Here is an 18,337-nt window from a genome sequence, read left to right as displayed (position 1 = left end):
TTTATTCAGCCGCAACCGCGGCTGAAGATGCGCTTTCATCCATATCATGACCGCCCTTGTCGATACGCTGACCTTCGCGGGCGGGCTTCACCAATGGTTCCGGTGTAACTGGCTTGTTGAAGAGCAGATGGCGCCCCGCCATGATCCCTTCCGATGCCTGCACATGCAGACGATCTTCGTCGCGCTGGCGTACATCTTCACGAATATTATAAGCTTCGGCTTCCGATACGCCCAAGCCTTCTAAAGTACGCTGACCGAACAAAAGGCCCGACTCGAAAGTTTCGCGCAGTTCATATTCCACGCCTTGCGCACGCAGTTGCAGCGTGTGTTCACGGTCATAAGAACGAACAAACAGACGGACATCGGGATATTCAGACTGGATCAGATTGACGATGCGGTTGGTGATTTCCTTTTTATGCGTACAAACAGCTACGAGCTTAGCCTTACGTATGCCTGCCGCTTCCAACACATCCTTGCGGGTGCCATCGCCAAAATAAATCCGGAAGCCGAATTTCCCGGCAGCACGAACGCGATTGGGCGAGTTGTCGATCACTGTCACGTCGATACCGCCTGCGAGCAATATCTGCGCCGAAATCTGTCCGTAACGCGAAAAGCCGATCATCAAAACGTCGGCGCCAGCACCATCGAAATCTTCTTCGATAATCTCCTCGGTCTTTTCCTTGATAAGGAGTTTCGAGCCGATGAGAACAGAGAGCGGAGTTAGTGCCATGGAGACGGTCACAGCTGCAACAAGTTCTGAGCTCAGTGCATTTGAAATGACGGCTGCGGCGGCGGCTGCCGAGAAAAGCACAAAGGCAAACTCGCCGCCCTGTGGCAGCAGAAACGCAACCCGGATGGCATCATTGTGCTTCGAGCGGAATATACGGCACAGAATGTAAGTGATTGCTGCTTTGACGATCATGAAAATCGGAACAGCAATCAGGATTGTTTGCCAGTATTGCAGAATGACTGTGAGGTTGAGCGAAAGGCCCACAGCCACGAAGAACAGACCAAGAAAAATTCCACGGAACGGTTCGATATCGGCTTCAAGCTCATGACGATAGGACGATTCAGCCAGAAGTACACCTGCAATAAACGCGCCCATAGCCATTGAAAGCCCGGCAGCTTGCAGAAGGCTTGCCGAACCCAACACCACAAACAGGGCGGCTGCGATCATGACTTCGCGCGCGCCAGTGTTGGCGATGATCCGGAACATCGGATTGATCAGATAACGCCCGGCGATAACAAGCGCTGCGATTGCTGCGATAGCCGTTGCAAGATGAAACCCGGCGCTAGCTTGGGATGGTTCATTTGGTGAAAGTGCTGGAATGATCGCCAGAATCGGCACGATCGCGAGATCCTGAAACAACAGAATCGCGAAAGCGCGCTGTCCATGCTTCTGGTTGGTTTCTGCACGATCTTCCAACACCTGCATGGCAAAGGCCGTCGATGACAGGGCAAGGCCAAAGCCGATTATGATCGCCGCTTCTGTGGTCAAACCTGCAAGGTAGATGCCGAGTGCTGCAAGGGCGGAACCTGTGAGTATGACTTGTGCTGCACCAAGACCAAAGATTGCATGACGCAAAGCCCACAGACGCGAAGGCTTCAATTCAAGCCCGATGACGAACAGTAGGAACACGACGCCAAGCTCTGAGAAATGCAACAAGTCTTCGCCATCTGAAATCAGACGTGCCACCGGGCCGATCACAATACCCGCTGCGAGATAGCCGAGAACGGTCCCAAGGCCGAGCCGTTTGAACAGCGGAGCCGCGATAATCGCGCCGCCCAGAATCATCAGCGCTTGTAAGTAGAGACTTCCGCCAGTTGGGACCATGATATGCTCTTGGAATTCGAAGAATGTGAGGGCTTCCCTTGAAGCCATCGGATTTCAGCAATATAGAAACACGATATGTCTCTAATCAGTCCGATGTCGAATAATTTGACATAAGTTTTTTGCAAATTCCGATTACGGCTGGTTACATAGCGTGGTTTCCTACTGGACCCAACGTTAATTTCAATCTTGGATTATACAATGATTTCAGACAATTCATCGGGTAAACTTGTTGATCGCGCAGCGCAGCTGGTGGCTGCTGCAAAGCGCGCTGGAGCAGATCATGCTGACGCAGTTGTGATCCGTGCCCGCTCGGTGAGTGTCTCGGTCCGGCTTGGTAAGGTTGAGGGAACCGAATCGTCCGAAAGCGATGACTTTTCTCTGCGGGTCTTTGTCGGTCGCCGCATTGCCAGTGTTTCTGCAAATGCTGGTAGCAATCCGGATCAACTGGCAGAGCGTGCCGTCGCTATGGCGCGTGTTGCACCGGAAGATCCGTTTGAGCAATTGGCCGATCCTGATCTGCTGGTTAAGCAGCCGCGTGATCTTGATCTTTATGACGCGACTGAAATTGATACAGCACGGCTGACAGCTGATGCGCTGGCAACCGAAGAGGCAGCTCGTGCGGTTGCTGGTGTGACCAATTCGGGTGGCGCAGGCGCATCGCGCAGCATGGGCGGCCTGGTTCTTGTCACATCGTCTGGTTTCTCTGGCGAATATGCGGCAACGCGTTTTGGTCGCTCGGTGTCTGCGATTGCAGGCGAGGGCACAAAGATGGAGCGCGATTACGATTTCAGTTCGCGCCTGCATTTCGCTGATCTTGATACGCCTGAAAATATTGGCCGTAGTGCTGGTGAACGTGCTGTTCGCCGTCTTGGAGCGCGCCAAGCCAAAACAGGCCCAGTTAATGTCGTGTTTGATCCGCGTCTGGCACGCGGAATTGCAGGGCATCTTGCAAGTGCGATCAATGGCGCGTCTGTCGCGCGCAAGACCAGCTTTTTGCGCGATAGTCTTGGCAAGCAGATTCTGAAATCAGGCATCAATGTCACCGATAATCCTTTGCGCGTTCGCGGATCGTCGTCGCGTCCGTTTGATGGCGAAGGCATTGAAGGCCAGCCGCTCACAATGGTTGAGAATGGTGTGCTGGCACATTGGCTGCTGTCGGGGTCGAGTGGGCGTGAATTGGGCCTAGTGGGCAATGGACGTGGTGTGCGTTCCGGCTCTGGCGTTTCACCTGCGTCAACCAACTTTGCGATTGAGCCCGGTCTCGAGACACCGGAGGCGCTTATTCGTGCGCTTGGCACCGGCTTTTACGTAACGGAAGTATTTGGTCAGGGTGTCGATATGATTACCGGCCAGTATAGCCGTGGCGCATCTGGTTTCTGGATCGAGAATGGCGAGCTTGCCTATCCTGTCAGTGAAGTGACAATTGCGTCTAACCTTAAGGACATGTTCCTCAACATGACGCCAGCTTCCGATATTGACCGGAATTTTGGTATGACGGCCCCAACTCTAGTGATCGAAGGCATGACCCTTGCCGGAAATTGAGAAACGAAAAGACATTCAGAACGAACTTGAACTTCTGCGTCACGCAGCGCGTGAGGCAGGCCGCATTGCTATGCGTTATTTCGGTCAGTCGCCGGAGGTCTGGTTTAAAGAAGGTCAATCGCCCGTCAGCGAAGCCGACTTCGCGGTCGATACCCATTTGAAGCAGGTTTTGCTCGAAGCACGGCCTGATTATGGCTGGATTTCTGAGGAAACAACGGATGATCGCGTCGATGCGGTGCGCCGTCGTTCTTTTGTGATTGATCCCATTGATGGAACGCGCGGTTTTATTAATGGGCAGTCTCAATGGTGCGTAAGTCTCGCAATTGTCGAAGATGGCAAACCGATTGCCGGTGTGTTGCAATGCCCTGTACTCAACGAAGTTATTGAAGCTGGCAAAGGCTTTGGTGCATCGCAAAACGGATTGCCGATCCAGACGCGCTTGCCGCCTCCCGGTGAAAAAATCGCGATGGCTTCGGCAAAACGCATGGTTGATGTGCTGCCGGAAGGCTGGCGCGACCGCGTGATCGTGCATCCTTATGTGCCATCGCTCGCTTATCGGATTGCGATGGTGGCACGCGGAGATATTGCTGGCACCTTCATTCGGCCAAATTCGCATGATTGGGACTTGGCTGCAGCTGATCTGATTTTAAGTGAGTCGGGCGGGGCGTTGCTCAATCACGATGCTCAGCCGCTTCACTATGGTGGACCAACGTTGCAACACGGAGCATTGGTGGCATCCAGCGGAAATCTTTTGCAGGAAATGTTGAGTGTTGTAGCCGACTGGCCATTGAGCTAATCATGCCGCAAAACAAGTGATTTCAAGGGATATTATAATGAGCGTCGAAGGCGACAAGAAGCAGCTTCTTCATCTGGTATTTGGCGGCGAGCTGAAAAAGCTCGGAACCGTTCAGTTCCGTGATCTCGATAATCTCGATGTTGTCGGAATCTACCCGGATTATGAATCGGCCAAGACTGCATGGAAGTCCAAGGCGCAGCAGACTGTTGATAACGCACATATGCGTTATTTCATCGTGCATTTGCACCGCCTGCTTGATCCGGAAGGCGTTGATCTGAAAGCGGAATAAACGCTTGTCTGGTTCACGTGATCGTTCTGATGGCTTTGCCAAGCGCTTGTGGCGCCGCATTCGCGGCCCGCTTGCACGTTCGGCTGTGGTTAAATCTGCGCTGGTGCAGTTAATTTCCGGCTATCTAAAATTCGTACGCCTGACCAATCCGCCGCGCAAAGGTTCTGCGGATATCAAGGTTCTTTTGCGCGAGAATAGCCCCTCGATCATAACCTTCTGGCACGGTCAACACATCATGGCGCCGGTCGTGCGTCCGCATGATTTGGCTGTGGTGGCCATGTTTTCGCGCAGTGCTGATGCAGAGCTGAATGCGCGAATTGCTGAAAAATTTGGCTTTATCACCGTGCGCGGCTCTGGTGGACGCGGCGAAGGCAACTCGACGAAAAAAGGTGGTGCGCGCGCACTTCTGACATTGAAAAATGCGCTGAAAAAGGGACAATCGGCATCGATGATTGCCGATATTGCTCATGGCACGGCAAGGGAAGCGGGGGAGGGTATTATTTTGCTGGCCAAGCTTTCCGGCCGACCAATAATGCCTTTTGCATATGCTTTTTCGCGGAATCATGTTTTGCATAAGACATGGGATAAGACCACTATTCCATTACCATTTGGACGCTCGATGATTGTGTGCGGAGAGCCTGTCTGGGTGGATGAAAATGCCGATGAGGCACAACTGGAAGAAAAGCGCATGGAACTGACGCGACAGCTGAATGACGCGACGAACAGAGCCTATGCTGCATTGGAGGCAGGTAAATGAGTGAACGATGGGCGCGAAACATGTTGTCGGCCTATCGCATGCTCGGCTCTGCCGCTTATCCTTTTATCGGGACTTACATTTCCTATCGTGCCTCGCGTGGCAAGGAAGAACGCGCGCGTCGCGGCGAACGCTATGGTAAGACATCTATTGCCCGTCCTCAAGGTCCGGTGATCTGGGCGCATGCTGCCAGTGTGGGCGAATCGGTTGCGATGGCTCCACTGATCGAAAGCATCGCTTCGACTGGCATCCATATCGTCATGACGACCGGGACGGTGACTTCTGCAAAGCTTGTTGCTGATCAACTCGGTGATCAGGTCATTCATCAATATGCGCCACTTGATCTGCAACCGGCAGTCAACAACTTCCTTAATCACTGGAAGCCTGATCTGGTTATTGGCTGTGAATCTGAAATCTGGCCAGCAACTGTGCTGTCACTTGGCACACGGCATATTCCGCAAGTTCTCGTCAATGGTCGCCTTTCTGACCGCTCGTTTGCCTCATGGCAGAAGCGACCTGAACTGGCAGAGGCACTGTTTGAAAATTTCGCGCATGTGATTGCGCAATCGGAACTGGATGGTGAGCGCTTCCGAACCCTCGGTGCGCGACCTGTCAGTGTTTCCGGCAATCTCAAGGTTGATACAGCACCGGCTCCGGCTGATCCGCAGGCACTGGCCGCGATTCAGCATCAGATTGGTGGACGTCGTACATGGGCCGCCATCTCGACGCATGACGGTGAAGAAGAAATCGCAGCCGAAGTGCATCAGATGCTGAAAGTTCGCTATCCACGTCTCGTAACGATCATTGTTCCACGTCATCCGAACCGCGCGCCCGCTATTGAAGCCATGCTTGCCGAAAAGGGTTTGAAGGTTGCGGCGCGCAGCCGTGGCGATGTGATCGAAGCAGATACTGATATTTTGCTCGGTGATACGATTGGCGAAATGGGGCTTTATCTGCAACTCACCGAAGTTGCTTTCATCGGCAATTCGTTGACCAAAGAAGGCGGTCACAATCCGTTGGAGCCAGCGATGATGGGGACTGCTGTTCTTACCGGCAAGAATGTTCAGAACTTCCGTGATTCTTTCCAGCGCCTCATTAAGAATGGTGGCGCGCGCGTTGTGAAAGACCGCAACATGCTGGCAGGCGCGATTAATTTCCTCTTCAACAATCCCGATCACCTGAACACGATGATCCGTGCGGGGGCTGATACGGTTAAAGATATGCGCGGTGCGCTTAACCGCACGCTCAATTCGTTGGAACCGTTCATTCAGCCGTTGGTGCTGCAAGCACAGTTGCCGGGAAATCGCAATGAAGCGGCTTTCATACATGGCGGCATCTGAGCATGGCGAGTGAGGCACCGCCGTTCTGGTGGGGAAAACCCGACTGGCGTGCGCTTAGTCTCGCACCGCTTTCATGGGTTTACGGTGCTGTCGCTGGTCGCAGGCTTCTGAAAGCGGAACCACCAAAGATCGCCGCGCCTGTTTTATGTATCGGCAATTTTACGGTCGGCGGTGCGGGCAAGACGCCTACTGCAATTGCATTTGCGAAGGCTGCAAAAGAACGTGGCCTTAATCCCGGAATTGTTTCACGCGGCTATGGTGGCGATTACAAAGGGTTACATATTGTCGACCCGTCAAATGATAGTGCCCGTCATGTTGGCGATGAACCGCTTTTGCTGGCGCGCCATGCACCTGTAGCACTCTGCCCCGACCGGCTCAAATCAGCGCAGGAACTGCTGGCACGTGGCTGTGATTTCATCATTATGGATGATGGCTTTCAAAGCGCGCGGCTACATGCCGATTTTGCGTTGCTGGTGGTTGATTCCACGCGGGGCATCGGTAACGGCAAGGTTATTCCGGCAGGGCCGTTGCGCGCACCGTTGACTGACCAGATGCGAAAGACCGATGCGCTTTTGCGTATCGGCAAGGGCAGCGAGGCTGATAATGTGGTGCGACAGGCATCGCGTGCCGGGCGTGCCGTTTATGACGCGCAATTGATACCTTCATCATTAACAGAAGTTTCAGGTAAGCGCTGGCTGGCTTTTGCAGGAATTGGCAATCCGTCGAAGTTTTTTGCGAGCGTGCAGCAAGCTGGCGGGGATGTTGTGGAAGGCCAGACATTCCCGGATCATTACAGCTATCAGCCTGACGATATTCGTAGACTGATCGATACCGCAGAAAAACTTGGCACTGGGCTGATTACTACCGCCAAGGATCATGTTCGTCTGGAAACTATGCGTGATGTGCCCGACGACTTTATACGCAAACTAGCCGTACTTGATGTCGATCTAGAGTTTGAACGCAAAGATGCGTTGCGCCAGATTCTCGATAAGGCTGTCGAGCGGTTCAAAGCACGCTCGTTAGAGCGCCATGCGCCTACTTAGGCGCATAAAGGTAGCTCTAACTCTTTATGAAATAAGCGTTGTTTAAGCCTTCTTACGGCTGCGTAGTTCAGGATTGATTTCCAGCTCACGCTCATAGGAAATGAGGCCGGATGCATAGGCTTCCTGTCGCGCAACGCTCCAGTATTTCAGCTCATCAAGCGGAATTTGAGCCGCCGATACCGCGCAAACGACATATGAGCCGTGTTTGACGATTTCAAAATCGCCATCAAGATAGCGTAGGACGGCTTCGGAAGAGCGTGGTGATTCAAATTTGTTCATTGTGTAATTCCTTGATTCAAGAAAAGTCTTAGCGCCTTCCGAACAAGCGTTCAATATCAGTAAGCTTCAGCTCGATATATGTCGGGCGCCCGTGGTTGCATGTTCCAGAGCCGGGCGTTGATTCCATATCGCGCAAAAGCGCGTTCATTTCTTCTGGTTTCAGTCGTCGCCCGGAGCGTACTGAGCCATGACATGCCATGGTCGCAGCGACATGATTGAGCATGGCCTTGAGACCATCGGACGTATCATGGTCAGCGACCTCGTCGGCAAGATCACGGATCAGTTGCTGCACGTTCATTTCGCCCAGCATCGCAGGCGTTTCACGAACCGCAATTGCGCCGGGACCAAATTGTTCGATCCCGAGGCCGAAGCGCGCGAGGGTTTCAGAATGCGTGGCCAGTCGCTCCGCATCGTCTTCGGCCAGATCGACAATCTCTGGAATCAGCAACATTTGCCCGGGGATCGGACGCGAATGCAGCGCATTCTTCAATGCCTCATAGACCAACCGTTCATGGGCCGCGTGCTGATCTACAATGACGAGACTGTCTTCAGTTTGCGCGACAATGTAATTTTCATGGATTTGCGCGCGGGCAGCGCCGAGCGGCTTCTGCAACAGCTCGACCGGGGCGTCCGCGATCGTGGCGCGTGCATCGGCGACAGGCGCTGTAAAAGTTGAAATCGTAGTCTGTGATTCTTCGCGAAATGCCGGAACATGATCGAAATTGAGTGGCTTATGTGCCGGGTGTGCCGTTTGCGGTGACCATTCGCTGCGGGGGGCAGCGGTGGTTGCTGGTCGCCATGCTGGTGCCGCGTAATTGTTGGTTGTCGCGCGCGGTTGGAAGCTTTCAGCACGAAATGCCTGTAACATCGCTTCTGCGCCACTGGTTGCCGGGCGTATGCCAGATTGTGCAAGCGCCTGTTTGATCGAACCAACGATCAACCCACGCACCAGACCCGGGTCGCGGAAGCGCACATCGGCTTTTGCTGGATGCACATTGACATCGACTAAGGCCGGATCAATTGTCAGAAATAGCACGGCTACCGGATGGCGATCACGAGCAATCACGTCCGCATATGCGCCGCGCAGCGCACCAAATATTTGCTTGTCACGGATGGGGCGCCCGTTGACATAGGCAAACTGGTGAAGTGCATTGCCGCGATTAAATGACGGAATGCCAGCAAAACCAGCCAATCTTACACCGTCGCGTTCTGCATCAATATGCAGCGCATTATCGGAGAATTCTTTACCAAGAATCTGCCCGATACGTTCTAATGTTGCATCTACGCCCGTTCCCGTCGCGGGCAGTTCAAGCGGTGTTCGGTCGGAACCTGCAAGAGAAAAGCGTACGTGAGGAAAAGCGATTGCGACGCGCTTGATAACATCTGTGATCGCAGTCGCCTCTGCGCGGTCCGTCTTCATGAATTTCAGACGAGCAGGGGTCGCGTAGAAAAGATCGCGCACTTCGGCAATCGTACCGCGATTAAGCGCTGCGGGACGCGGACCTTCGAGATGTCCGCCGCTTACTGTCACTTCAAAGCCCGATTCAGCATTCTGCGGGCGGGATTTGAGCGATAGTTTCGAAACTGAACCAATTGACGGCAATGCCTCACCGCGAAAGCCGAGAGCGCGGATGTCGTTCACATCATCGGTGAGTTTCGAGGTACAATGACGCGAAACGGCAAGCGAAAGTTCGTTCGACGGAATGCCAGAACCATTATCGGTCACACGCAGCAAAGTCTTGCCACCGCCAGCCGTCACAACCTCAATGCGGGTTGCGCCCGCATCGATAGCGTTTTCGACAAGTTCTTTGATCACACTGGCGGGGCGTTCAATCACCTCGCCAGCTGCGATCTGGTTGATAATAGTTTCGCTTAAGTGCTGGATCGTCATGATGCGATTATAGCGGATTCGCTTATGCGAAGAACCGCTAATTCGTCATCATGCCGATCAGCTGCGTCCATAAATATCGTCAAAGCGAACAATGTCGTCTTCGCCGAGATATTCACCGCTTTGCACTTCGATCAGAACCAGTGGCAGAATGCCGGGGTTTTCCAGACGATGTTTGAAGCCGCAGGGAATATAGGTCGACTGGTTGTTGGTGAGCAGGATTTCGCGCTCGCCATTGACCACCTTGGCGGTGCCAGAAACCACGATCCAATGTTCTGAACGATGATGATGCGCCTGCAGGCTGAGACGGCTACCGGGCTTCACCTCAATACGCTTGATTTTGAAGCCATCGCCTTCTTCAAGCACGGTATAGGTGCCCCATGGGCGGTGCGCAGTACGATGCAGTTTTGCTGCTTCATGACCCTGCGCACGCAGCTTGTTGAACACTTTACGAACGTCTTGCGCCTTGTCGCGATGAGCAACCAGAAGCGCATCCGGTGTATCGACGACCAGCAGATCATGAACGCCGACGAGGCTTACAAGCCGGGTTTCGGAAAGAACAAAGCTATCAGTGGTGTCTTCAAGAACGGTTTCACCCCGCAGACGATTGCCATCTGCGTCAGGCTCAATCAGGTCTGCCATTGCAGCCCACGAGCCAATATCCGACCAGCCACAGGAAACCGGGATGCAGGCAATGTTGTCAGCCTTTTCCATCACCGCATAGTCAATCGAGATTGCGGGTGTTGCGGCGAACTGGTCTTTTGCTATTTCGAGTGTTTTTGTTTCGCCGTTGACGCCACGACGTGCGGCATCAAGGGCTGCTTTTGCGCCATTGAGAACGTCAGGTGCATGCCGCTCCATTGCTTCGATCATGGTTGCGGCTTTGAAGCAGAACATGCCAGAGTTCCAGTAATAGCGTCCGCTATCGACATAGCTCTGTGCCGTTGCAGCATCCGGCTTTTCAACAAAGCGCTGGACGTCTTCGCCATCGACCTCAATATAGCCAAAGCCTGTTTCCGGATGGTCAGGTACAATGCCGAACGTGGCGATCCGGCCCGTATCTGCAAGCTTGCGAGCTTTGAGTACCGCTTCACCAAATGCAGTTTCATCTTCAATCAGGTGATCGGCGGGCATAACCAGCAAGGTTGCGTCAGCGCCATAGGCCGATGCGGCCTGAAGCGCTGCAAGTGCTACGGCTGGTGCTGTATCGCGACCAAGTGGTTCAAGTAGGAATGTGTTTTCGATCTTGCGTGCATTCGCTGCGGCATAGGCATCCAGCGTCAAAAACAGGAAATCGCGATTGGTGACGGTCAGGATTTGATCGACACCTGCAAGATGTGATGCGCGCGCATAGGTTTTGCCAATGAGCGTGCCACCGTCAGGTAGTTCAATAAACGGCTTTGGGTGTGCGTCTCGTGATAGCGGCCAAAGTCTCGAACCAGAGCCACCGCTGATGATAACCGGAATAAAGCTCATTTGCTGTTCTCATCCTTCGTTACGTTACGGGCGATCTCAAGTCCCATGGTCAAAAGTTCTGCGGCCTGCTCTTCAGTCGCGGCTTCTACGTAGCAGCGTAGCTCTGGTGCATTGCCCGATGCGCGATAGTGAATTGCGTTGCCGGATGCAAAAAACAGTTTCACACCGTCGATTGTTTCCAAACGAATAATTGCGTCCGTTAAAGGAAACAGGTTTAAGCGTGCCTCCTCCTGCGTGATGACAGAAAGGAATGCGGCAGTTTTTTCTTGAGCAACGTTTTGCAAGCGGTCGCTAAGCGCAATTCGGAAACCGTAGCTCTGGGCGATTTCAGAGAGCGGCTTTTGCGTTTCCTTAATCGTGCTAAGGCAAGCGAGAATTGGCAGCAGCGCATCGCGGGTCGGCAATGCAGAGAGTTCATGTCCGTTCTTCTCAATGCTGCTTCCAAGTAGCACACCGCCATTAGCTTCAAACCCAACGACGCTATTGGCACTTTCGCTCAGCGCTTGCTGCATGCCAGTAATTACATAAGGCGAGCCTACGCGGGTACGCAAACCGCGGGTGAATTTTCCGCATTCTTCCAAAGCGGTATTGGAGGTAACAGGGGTGACGATCACATCAGCGCCTGCCCATGCTGCCGTAATTGCACCGACGAGATCACCGCGTACAAAATGCCCGTGTTCATCGGCAATAAGCGGACGATCAGCATCGCCATCGGTTGAGATGATAGCATCGAAGTGATTCTCGCCTGCCCATTTAGCAAGAAGCGATACGTCTTCCGGACGCAGCGCTTCAGTATCAACCGGCACGAACACATCAGAGCGACCAAGGGCGGTTGTTTTTGCGCCAAGAGCGTCGAGCACTTTCGTGAGAAGATCTCGGGCTACTGATGAGTGCTGATAGACGCCAACTTTCAAACCTGCGAGGCTGGCTGTACCGAGCAGCGTAATATAGCGCTCGGCATAGGCATTGATTGCCTGATCGCTTATTGGCACATTTTCAGCTTTGCGCGCAACAATATCATCGGGAAGGGCGGTGTAGGCAGCGCTGATTGCCGTCTCGTCAACCTTGTCGATTTCGCCGTCGGCACGATAAAATTTCAGACCATTGCGGTCATCTGGAATGTGACTGCCAGTGATCATGATGCATGGCGCATTTTGCGCCATAGCAAAATAGCTCAGAGCCGGAGTCGGAAGGACACCACAATCAACCGGTGTGAAGCCTGCATCTTCGATAGCGCCCATTGTAAGGGCTGCAATATCCGGGCTTGAAGGTCGCAAATCCTGCCCGACAAAAACACGGTCGCCAGCGTTCAGACTGCCGCGTGCCTTTAGCATCTCAACAAATGCCAACGAGTAGGCATAGGCAGGCAATCCGTTAAGCTCGGTTGCAAGGCCCCGAAGGCCGCTTGTGCCGAATTTAAGAGAACTGCCTGTCATGTCTTGCTCAAACCTTTTTAGAGATGAATATCAATATACTGCGCCGCGTCTCCTATCGCGTATATCCGAGATCGTTTCAATCGTTGCATGTTTATGTGGTTATCGAGAACTTTCTACCTACACGTAATCTCGATGTGCAGGCAGGTTGAGATCCGGTAGACTTTCGGCCTGCACAACCGCACGAGCGACAGCCTGCGCCATCACGGTTGCCGCAATTGCGCCGATTGCCGTTACATCAGCTTCAACCCCTGTCGCCTTGCCTGTCGAGAGCGCAAAGATAGTATCGCCATCCCACATTGTGTGGATCGGGTTAATCGTTCGTGCAAAGCCATCATGCGCCATGCCAGCAATTTTCTTCAATTCGGCTTTGTTAAACGGGACATTGGTTGCAATAGCCCCAATCGTCGTATTGGCGCCTGCTGATTTTACAACATTCCGGCCCTGCATGATCGCATCCATAATATTGCGGAAGCCTTTGCCATCTTCGTTGCGGGCACCAGCGAGAATCTGCTGCGAATTGGGCGCATAAACATCGCCCACGGCATTAACGGCAACAATCGCACCGATTACAACGTCAGTGCCGGGAACTTTATAGCTTGCTGTGCCAAGGCCACCTTTCATGGCGTAGTCCATGCCAAACATTTTGCCGACGGTAGCACCTGCGCCTGCGCCGATATTTCCTTCGCTCGAAGCTTCTGCTTTAGCTGCTTTGCAAGCGAGGTAGCCTGCTTCGTCGTCTGGACGGATAGAAAAATCACCAACGCCCAAATCCATAAGAACGGCAGCGGGAACAATCGGAACTACGCCTTTGCCGATTTTAAAGCCTAGGCCGTTTTCTTCCAGATAGCGCATTACGCCGGTTGCAGCGTTAAGACCGTAAGCGCTGCCACCTGACAGCATGACTGCGTTTACCCGATCAACGAGATTTATAGGGTCAAGCAGGTCAGTTTCACGTGTTCCGGGCGCAGAGCCGCGCACATCAACACCTGCCGTTGCGCCTTCCTCACAAAGCAAGACAGTACAGCCTGTCGGACGCTTGCTCATTGTGTGATGACCGAGCTTTATTCCCGGTACATCGGTGATGCTCCCGCCCATCAGTTCCAGCATTTGTGTGTCTCCCCCGCTTTTGGCTCTCGCCTGACTGACAATGAACGGTATTGTCCCAAGTCCTGCAAGTGATTTCGTAAATGTTCGTCTGTCCATAGCTTGTCCCCCCGGATGACTTTTAATCCGTCGTAATATTCTTCTCTTGTGAACGACGAAGACGCAAGACGTCCGCGACAAAAGTGCGGGAAAGAGCATGATAAAGTGGCTCATGAGAAATGAGCCGCGCTGTTCCATAACCAAGCATCGACGCGCACATCAGCGGAATAACATTGTTATGGTTGCCGGTCATTTCCAAGATGATCACAAATGCGGTCATTGGAGCCTGCACAACGCCGGCGAAATAACCTGCCATGCCAAGTACTGCTGCGAGGCTGGCGCTCGTGCCGAGCAGAAGTCCGATGGTGCTGCCAAGTCCTGCACCCACAGAAAGGGAAGGGGCAAATATGCCGCCGGGAATGCCTGAAATCATCGAAAGAAGCCCAGCAACAAGTTTTTCTAAGAAATAGAAGGGTGGCAGCGAAAGGCCTTCGACTGCAGAACGTGCCTGATCATAACCTGTGCCAAAGGTAGCCCCGCCGGATGCGATGCCTATGACAGCAACGGCGAGACCGCACAGGCCTGCTATCATGACTGTCCCGCGAAGCGGTGCTTTTTGTACGCGACGCCTCACGCGCTTTGTGAGGCTTAGTGCAACGGCACTGAAAGCAGCCCCAAATGCGCCACCAATCACACCGCAGCTTGCTACCAGAACCCAGTCCGTATGAGTTCCTACTGTAACGGTCGTGAGGCCGAAATAGTTATAATTCCCTACAAGTCCGAGTGATGCCAGACCCGCGAGAATGACTGCCGATAGCACAAGGCCATTGGTGCGGGCAGCATAGGCGCGCCCCATTTCTTCAATGGCAAAGACAATGCCTGCAAGTGGCGTGTTGAAGGCCGCAGCGATCCCCGCAGCAGAGCCTGCGAGAATGAGACCGCGCGCATGTTCCATGCTGCCGATACGGGCGGATAGCAACATGATCGAAGCGCCAACCTGCACGGTTGGTCCCTCACGCCCGATCGACGCGCCTGAGAAAAGGCCAGCAATTGTCAGGATGATTTTTCCGAATGCGATTCTGAGTGAGAGCAGGAGAGAGCGGTCCTCTGGATTGTTGAGGTGTCGTGCTGCAATGGCTTGTGGAATGCCGCTGCCACCAGAGCCGGGGAAACATGTGATTGCAATCCACGAGCAAAGCATGAAGCCAAGCGGCGTAATGATGAGTGGCAGCCATGCTCGCCATGGGCTTTCTGTGCCGTTTGTAAGGTTTTTGAAAAGGCTTTGGGCAATATCGGCAGCTTCGGCGAAGGCAACGCTGATCAAACCTATTGCAATAGCCCCGCACCAGAATACCAGGCGCGGTTTCCATAAGCGCGGGTTCATCCACATTGCTTGAGAACGGCGAAGGAGCGGTAGCTGTCGATATGATTTACGCATTTTGGCCCCTTTTGGGCTCATTATAAAAAAATTATGCTCAGCGAATTATCATAAAAATTACAGCGAGTAACTGAAACTTGTCTGCAAAAGACTTTCCAACCAGTCATAAGCGTGTTACCAGCCAGTGCCAATTCAATATGTAACGAAGTGCAGTCGCAGCTCCCGGATTCCTCTCCGGCGGAGGCGGCTTTTCTCATTCGGTAAAACCGGTAAAGGAATTGGCAATGGCTAAAATCGTGGAATCTTCCACCGGCGCGCTCGCTCTCACCTTCGATGATGTGCTTTTACAGCCGGGTCATTCCGAGGTTATGCCGGGTCAGGTTGACCTGCGCACCCGTATTGCCAAAGATATTGAACTGAACCTCCCGCTGCTTTCGGCTGCTATGGATACGGTCACAGAGTCACGTCTTGCTATCGCGATGGCACAGTCGGGCGGCATTGGCGTTATTCATCGCAATCTTACCCCTGAACGTCAGGCTGAAGAAGTCCGTCAGGTGAAGAAGTTTGAATCCGGCATGGTTGTGAACCCTGTCACTATCGGACCGGATGCAACGCTGGCTGATGCGCAGGCGCTGATGAAGGCGCATCGCATTTCCGGCATTCCGGTTGTCGAGAACGGTGCGAAGGGCCCGGGTCGTCTCGTAGGCATTCTGACCAATCGCGATGTGCGTTTCGCTTCTGATCCGGCACAGAAGATTTATGAGCTGATGACCCGCGAGAATCTTGTGACGGTTCGCGAAAATGTCAATCAGGACGAAGCCAAGCGCCTGCTTCATGCACATCGCATCGAGAAGCTGCTGGTTGTTGATGATAAGGGTCGTTGCGTTGGCCTGATCACTGTCAAGGATATGGAAAAGTCTCAGCTCAATCCAAATGCAGCCAAGGACGCGCAAGGCCGCCTGCGTGCCGCTGCTGCAACGAGCGTTGGTGAAGATGGTTATGAGCGCGCAGAACGCCTGATCGACGCAGGCGTTGATCTGCTGGTTGTCGATACGGCACACGGTCATTCGCAACGTGTTCTTGATGCTGTTGCTCGCATCAAGAAAGCCTATCCAAATGTTGCTATTCTGGCCGGTAATGTCGCCACCGCTGGTGGTACACAGGCATTGATTGATGCTGGTGCAGATGCCGTGAAGGTCGGTATCGGACCGGGCTCAATCTGCACGACACGTATCGTTGCTGGCGTTGGCGTACCGCAGCTTTCGGCAATCATGTCGGCAGTTGAAGCAGCTCACAAGCACAATATTCCTGTGATCGCCGATGGCGGTATCAAGTTCTCCGGCGATTTCGCCAAGGCATTGGCCGCTGGTGCGGTTGCCGCCATGGCTGGTTCGCTGCTTGCTGGTACTGAAGAAAGCCCGGGCGAAGTCTATCTGCATCAGGGCCGCTCGTTCAAATCCTATCGCGGTATGGGCTCAGTTGGCGCAATGGCACGTGGTTCTGCTGACCGCTATTTCCAGGCAGAAGTCCGCGATGAACTGAAGCTTGTCCCTGAAGGCATCGAAGGTCAGGTTGCTTATAAGGGTCCGATTTCAGCCGTTCTGCATCAGCTTGCCGGTGGTCTGCGTGCTTCCATGGGCTATGTGGGCGCCAAGACGCTGGAAGAATTCCGCGAGAAAGCGACCTTCGTGCGTATTTCAAATGCTGGCCTTCGTGAAAGCCATTCGCATGGTGTGGCAATCACGCGCGAAAGCCCAAATTATCCGGGCGGTATGTAATATCATACCATTTGTTATACTATATCGAGGCGGCCTTCATGGCCGCCTTTTTCATGACGCGAGATCTGCAAGCTCCACATCATTAACGAAAAGGGTTTCTGCGCTTTCCACGATGCAGTCTGCCAGCGCCTGAAAGTCTTTGCGACGTTTACTCTGCCTGCGCCAGAAAAGAGCAATTTCCCGCTTCGGCTGCTCACCGTCAAAAGGGATAATGCGCATATGATTGCTGCGTGCTTCCGCGCGAACGGCGATTTCCGGAATAAGTGTCAGCCCCATTCCGTGGCTGACCATTTGCAGCAAAGTGGTCATGCTTGTTGCTCCATACCTCACCAGTTGTCGTTGTGATGGCAGTGAGCAAACCGCCAGCGCCTGATCGCGCATGCAATGACCCTCTTCAAGCAATAATAGCCGGTCGAGTGCTGCATTGTCCTGCGTCATTGGCGAGGAGAGGACCGTTTGATCGTTGCTTGAGGTGGCAATCAGAAAGCGATCATCGAATAGCTTGAGCCATGCGAGACGATCATCAGCAATCGGCAAAGCCGCAACGATCGCGTCGATTTCGCCAGCATTTAACTCATCCAGCAGTTTTGCTGTCACACTCTCACGCAATTGCAGACGAAATGACGGGTGCTTGTCTCTGAGCAGTGGGATGAGATGCGGCACCAGATAGGGTGCGACGGTCGGAATGATTCCCAGCCGTAGCTGAGTTTGCAGAAGCCCTTTGCTCTGCGCTGAAATTTCTTCAAGTGCATGAAGCTCTTTCAGAATGGTTCGAATGCCGGGCAGCAGGTCACGACCAAGCTCCGTCATAATTACTTTACGTTGCGAGCGCTCAAAAAGCGGCGCTCCCGCCACAGCCTCCATTTCAGCAATCTGTGCCGATAGCGCAGGTTGCGAAATATGCGCGAGTTCAGCCGCTTTTCTGAAATGCAGGGTGGTGGCAAGCGCATCGAAATAGCGCATTTGTCTGATCGTAAACATGATAAGGAAATCCTATCAATAATAACAAAAAAAGCAATTGGAGATTATATTTGGAATAAGTCTAAACTGCGTGCGTTACCCAGCCAGTGTGTGCGGCCGACGAATAGCAACACACAAAAGCCAGGCTGAATGCTGGATCGACCAATAGATTTTTTTAGGAGGGAAGTTCCCATGGCAGACCGTCCGATTATGACTACAAGCGCTGGTGCGCCTATTCCGGATAACCAGAATTCCCTTACCGCTGGTGAGCGCGGGCCTGTTTTATTGCAGGATTATCAGCTGATTGAAAAGCTGACGCATCAGAACCGTGAACGCATTCCTGAGCGCGTTGTGCATGCCAAGGGCTGGGGGGCTTTTGGCACACTGACTATTACTGGCGA

Annotated in this window: 16 protein-coding genes; 8 read left to right on the top strand and 8 right to left on the bottom strand. The window is 53.3% G+C overall.

Annotated features, from left to right (window positions below):
* Nucleotide 1 precedes the first annotated feature (1 nt).
* Complete coding sequence (locus J2782_RS20555) at nt 2-1,834, bottom strand: monovalent cation:proton antiporter-2 (CPA2) family protein (protein ID WP_250043279.1); 1,833 nt, start codon at nt 1,832-1,834, stop codon at nt 2-4.
* Nucleotides 1,835-2,032: 198 nt separating this feature from the next.
* On the opposite strand from J2782_RS20555, the gene J2782_RS20550 reads away from it, so the two are divergent.
* From J2782_RS20550 to lpxK, 6 genes are read left to right on the top strand one after another with little or no spacing between them, the layout of a single operon-like run.
* Nucleotides 2,033-3,376 (top strand): TldD/PmbA family protein, encoded by a 1,344-nt coding sequence (locus tag J2782_RS20550; RefSeq protein WP_310015888.1) that lies wholly within the window; start codon nt 2,033-2,035, stop codon nt 3,374-3,376.
* Nucleotides 3,363-4,172: a 3'(2'),5'-bisphosphate nucleotidase CysQ gene (locus tag J2782_RS20545; RefSeq protein ID WP_310015887.1), complete on the top strand. Its 810-nt coding sequence runs from the start codon at nt 3,363-3,365 to the stop codon at nt 4,170-4,172. The genes J2782_RS20550 and J2782_RS20545 overlap by 14 nt, the downstream gene beginning before the upstream one ends.
* A 37-nt stretch (nt 4,173-4,209) precedes the next feature.
* Entirely contained in the window at nt 4,210-4,461 is a 252-nt protein-coding gene (locus J2782_RS20540; protein WP_250043285.1) for a DUF4170 domain-containing protein, read from the top strand.
* Between the two features lie 4 nt (nt 4,462-4,465).
* Nucleotides 4,466-5,218 (top strand): lysophospholipid acyltransferase family protein, encoded by a 753-nt coding sequence (locus J2782_RS20535; protein ID WP_310015886.1) that lies wholly within the window; start codon nt 4,466-4,468, stop codon nt 5,216-5,218.
* Nucleotides 5,215-6,555, top strand: a complete 1,341-nt coding sequence (gene waaA, locus J2782_RS20530; RefSeq protein ID WP_310015885.1) for a lipid IV(A) 3-deoxy-D-manno-octulosonic acid transferase — start codon at nt 5,215-5,217, stop codon at nt 6,553-6,555. Before J2782_RS20535 ends, waaA begins: the two co-directional genes overlap by 4 nt.
* A gap of 2 nt (nt 6,556-6,557) precedes the next feature.
* Nucleotides 6,558-7,598: a tetraacyldisaccharide 4'-kinase gene (gene lpxK, locus J2782_RS20525; RefSeq protein ID WP_310015884.1), complete on the top strand. Its 1,041-nt coding sequence runs from the start codon at nt 6,558-6,560 to the stop codon at nt 7,596-7,598.
* A gap of 42 nt (nt 7,599-7,640) precedes the next feature.
* On the opposite strand, the gene J2782_RS20520 is transcribed toward lpxK, so the two are convergent.
* The 6 genes from J2782_RS20520 to J2782_RS20495 form a co-directional block, all read right to left on the bottom strand.
* Nucleotides 7,641-7,877, bottom strand: a complete 237-nt coding sequence (locus J2782_RS20520) for a DUF2093 domain-containing protein (RefSeq protein WP_310015883.1) — start codon at nt 7,875-7,877, stop codon at nt 7,641-7,643.
* 28 nt (nt 7,878-7,905) lie between these two features.
* A complete protein-coding gene (mutL, locus tag J2782_RS20515; RefSeq protein WP_310015882.1) occupies nt 7,906-9,768 on the bottom strand; it encodes a DNA mismatch repair endonuclease MutL in 1,863 nt (620 codons plus the stop codon).
* Between the two features lie 57 nt (nt 9,769-9,825).
* Nucleotides 9,826-11,241, bottom strand: coding sequence for a mannose-1-phosphate guanylyltransferase/mannose-6-phosphate isomerase (locus J2782_RS20510; RefSeq protein WP_310015881.1), 1,416 nt, complete (start codon nt 11,239-11,241; stop codon nt 9,826-9,828).
* Complete coding sequence (locus tag J2782_RS20505) at nt 11,238-12,677, bottom strand: phosphomannomutase (RefSeq protein ID WP_310015880.1); 1,440 nt, start codon at nt 12,675-12,677, stop codon at nt 11,238-11,240. The genes J2782_RS20510 and J2782_RS20505 overlap by 4 nt, the downstream gene beginning before the upstream one ends.
* Nucleotides 12,678-12,794: 117 nt before the next feature.
* Nucleotides 12,795-13,880 carry a P1 family peptidase gene (locus tag J2782_RS20500; protein ID WP_310015879.1) on the bottom strand — a complete coding sequence of 362 codons (1,086 nt, stop codon included), beginning with the start codon at nt 13,878-13,880 and terminating at the stop codon, nt 12,795-12,797.
* A gap of 22 nt (nt 13,881-13,902) precedes the next feature.
* The gene (locus J2782_RS20495) at nt 13,903-15,258 is read right to left on the bottom strand and encodes a chloride channel protein (RefSeq protein WP_310015878.1); all 1,356 of its coding nucleotides are present in this window, start codon (nt 15,256-15,258) and stop codon (nt 13,903-13,905) included.
* 224 nt (nt 15,259-15,482) lie between these two features.
* On the opposite strand from J2782_RS20495, the gene guaB reads away from it, so the two are divergent.
* Nucleotides 15,483-16,976 carry an IMP dehydrogenase gene (gene guaB, locus J2782_RS20490; protein ID WP_250043304.1) on the top strand — a complete coding sequence of 498 codons (1,494 nt, stop codon included), beginning with the start codon at nt 15,483-15,485 and terminating at the stop codon, nt 16,974-16,976.
* Between the two features lie 51 nt (nt 16,977-17,027).
* On the opposite strand, the gene J2782_RS20485 is transcribed toward guaB, so the two are convergent.
* Nucleotides 17,028-17,957 carry a hydrogen peroxide-inducible genes activator gene (locus J2782_RS20485; RefSeq protein ID WP_310015875.1) on the bottom strand — a complete coding sequence of 310 codons (930 nt, stop codon included), beginning with the start codon at nt 17,955-17,957 and terminating at the stop codon, nt 17,028-17,030.
* A 171-nt stretch (nt 17,958-18,128) separates the two neighbouring features.
* Here J2782_RS20485 and J2782_RS20480 point away from each other — a divergent pair.
* Nucleotides 18,129-18,337 (top strand): catalase (locus tag J2782_RS20480; RefSeq protein WP_310013871.1); only part of this gene is annotated, 209 nt, incomplete at its 3' end.

It is taken from the genome of Brucella pseudogrignonensis, assembly GCF_031454375.1.
Classification (GTDB): Bacteria; Pseudomonadota; Alphaproteobacteria; order Rhizobiales; family Rhizobiaceae; genus Brucella; species Brucella pseudogrignonensis_A.
Note: the sequence above shows the minus strand (reverse complement) of the source record. Positions and strands in the feature narration are given on the sequence as shown.

What these genes read in the sequence shown, in the direction of transcription:
- J2782_RS20555 (WP_250043279.1), bottom strand. Translation starts at nt 1,834, where the DNA reads ATGGTCCCAACTGGCGGAAGTCTCTACTTACAAGCGCTGATGATTCTG.
- J2782_RS20550 (WP_310015888.1), top strand. Translation starts at nt 2,033, where the DNA reads ATGATTTCAGACAATTCATCGGGTAAACTTGTTGATCGCGCAGCGCAG.
- J2782_RS20540 (WP_250043285.1), top strand. Translation starts at nt 4,210, where the DNA reads ATGAGCGTCGAAGGCGACAAGAAGCAGCTTCTTCATCTGGTATTTGGC.
- waaA (WP_310015885.1), top strand. Translation starts at nt 5,215, where the DNA reads ATGAGTGAACGATGGGCGCGAAACATGTTGTCGGCCTATCGCATGCTC.
- lpxK (WP_310015884.1), top strand. Translation starts at nt 6,558, where the DNA reads ATGGCGAGTGAGGCACCGCCGTTCTGGTGGGGAAAACCCGACTGGCGT.
- J2782_RS20520 (WP_310015883.1), bottom strand. Translation starts at nt 7,877, where the DNA reads ATGAACAAATTTGAATCACCACGCTCTTCCGAAGCCGTCCTACGCTAT.
- mutL (WP_310015882.1), bottom strand. Translation starts at nt 9,768, where the DNA reads ATGACGATCCAGCACTTAAGCGAAACTATTATCAACCAGATCGCAGCT.
- J2782_RS20510 (WP_310015881.1), bottom strand. Translation starts at nt 11,241, where the DNA reads ATGAGCTTTATTCCGGTTATCATCAGCGGTGGCTCTGGTTCGAGACTT.
- J2782_RS20505 (WP_310015880.1), bottom strand. Translation starts at nt 12,677, where the DNA reads ATGACAGGCAGTTCTCTTAAATTCGGCACAAGCGGCCTTCGGGGCCTT.
- J2782_RS20500 (WP_310015879.1), bottom strand. Translation starts at nt 13,880, where the DNA reads ATGGACAGACGAACATTTACGAAATCACTTGCAGGACTTGGGACAATA.
- J2782_RS20495 (WP_310015878.1), bottom strand. Translation starts at nt 15,258, where the DNA reads ATGCGTAAATCATATCGACAGCTACCGCTCCTTCGCCGTTCTCAAGCA.
- guaB (WP_250043304.1), top strand. Translation starts at nt 15,483, where the DNA reads ATGGCTAAAATCGTGGAATCTTCCACCGGCGCGCTCGCTCTCACCTTC.
- J2782_RS20485 (WP_310015875.1), bottom strand. Translation starts at nt 17,957, where the DNA reads ATGTTTACGATCAGACAAATGCGCTATTTCGATGCGCTTGCCACCACC.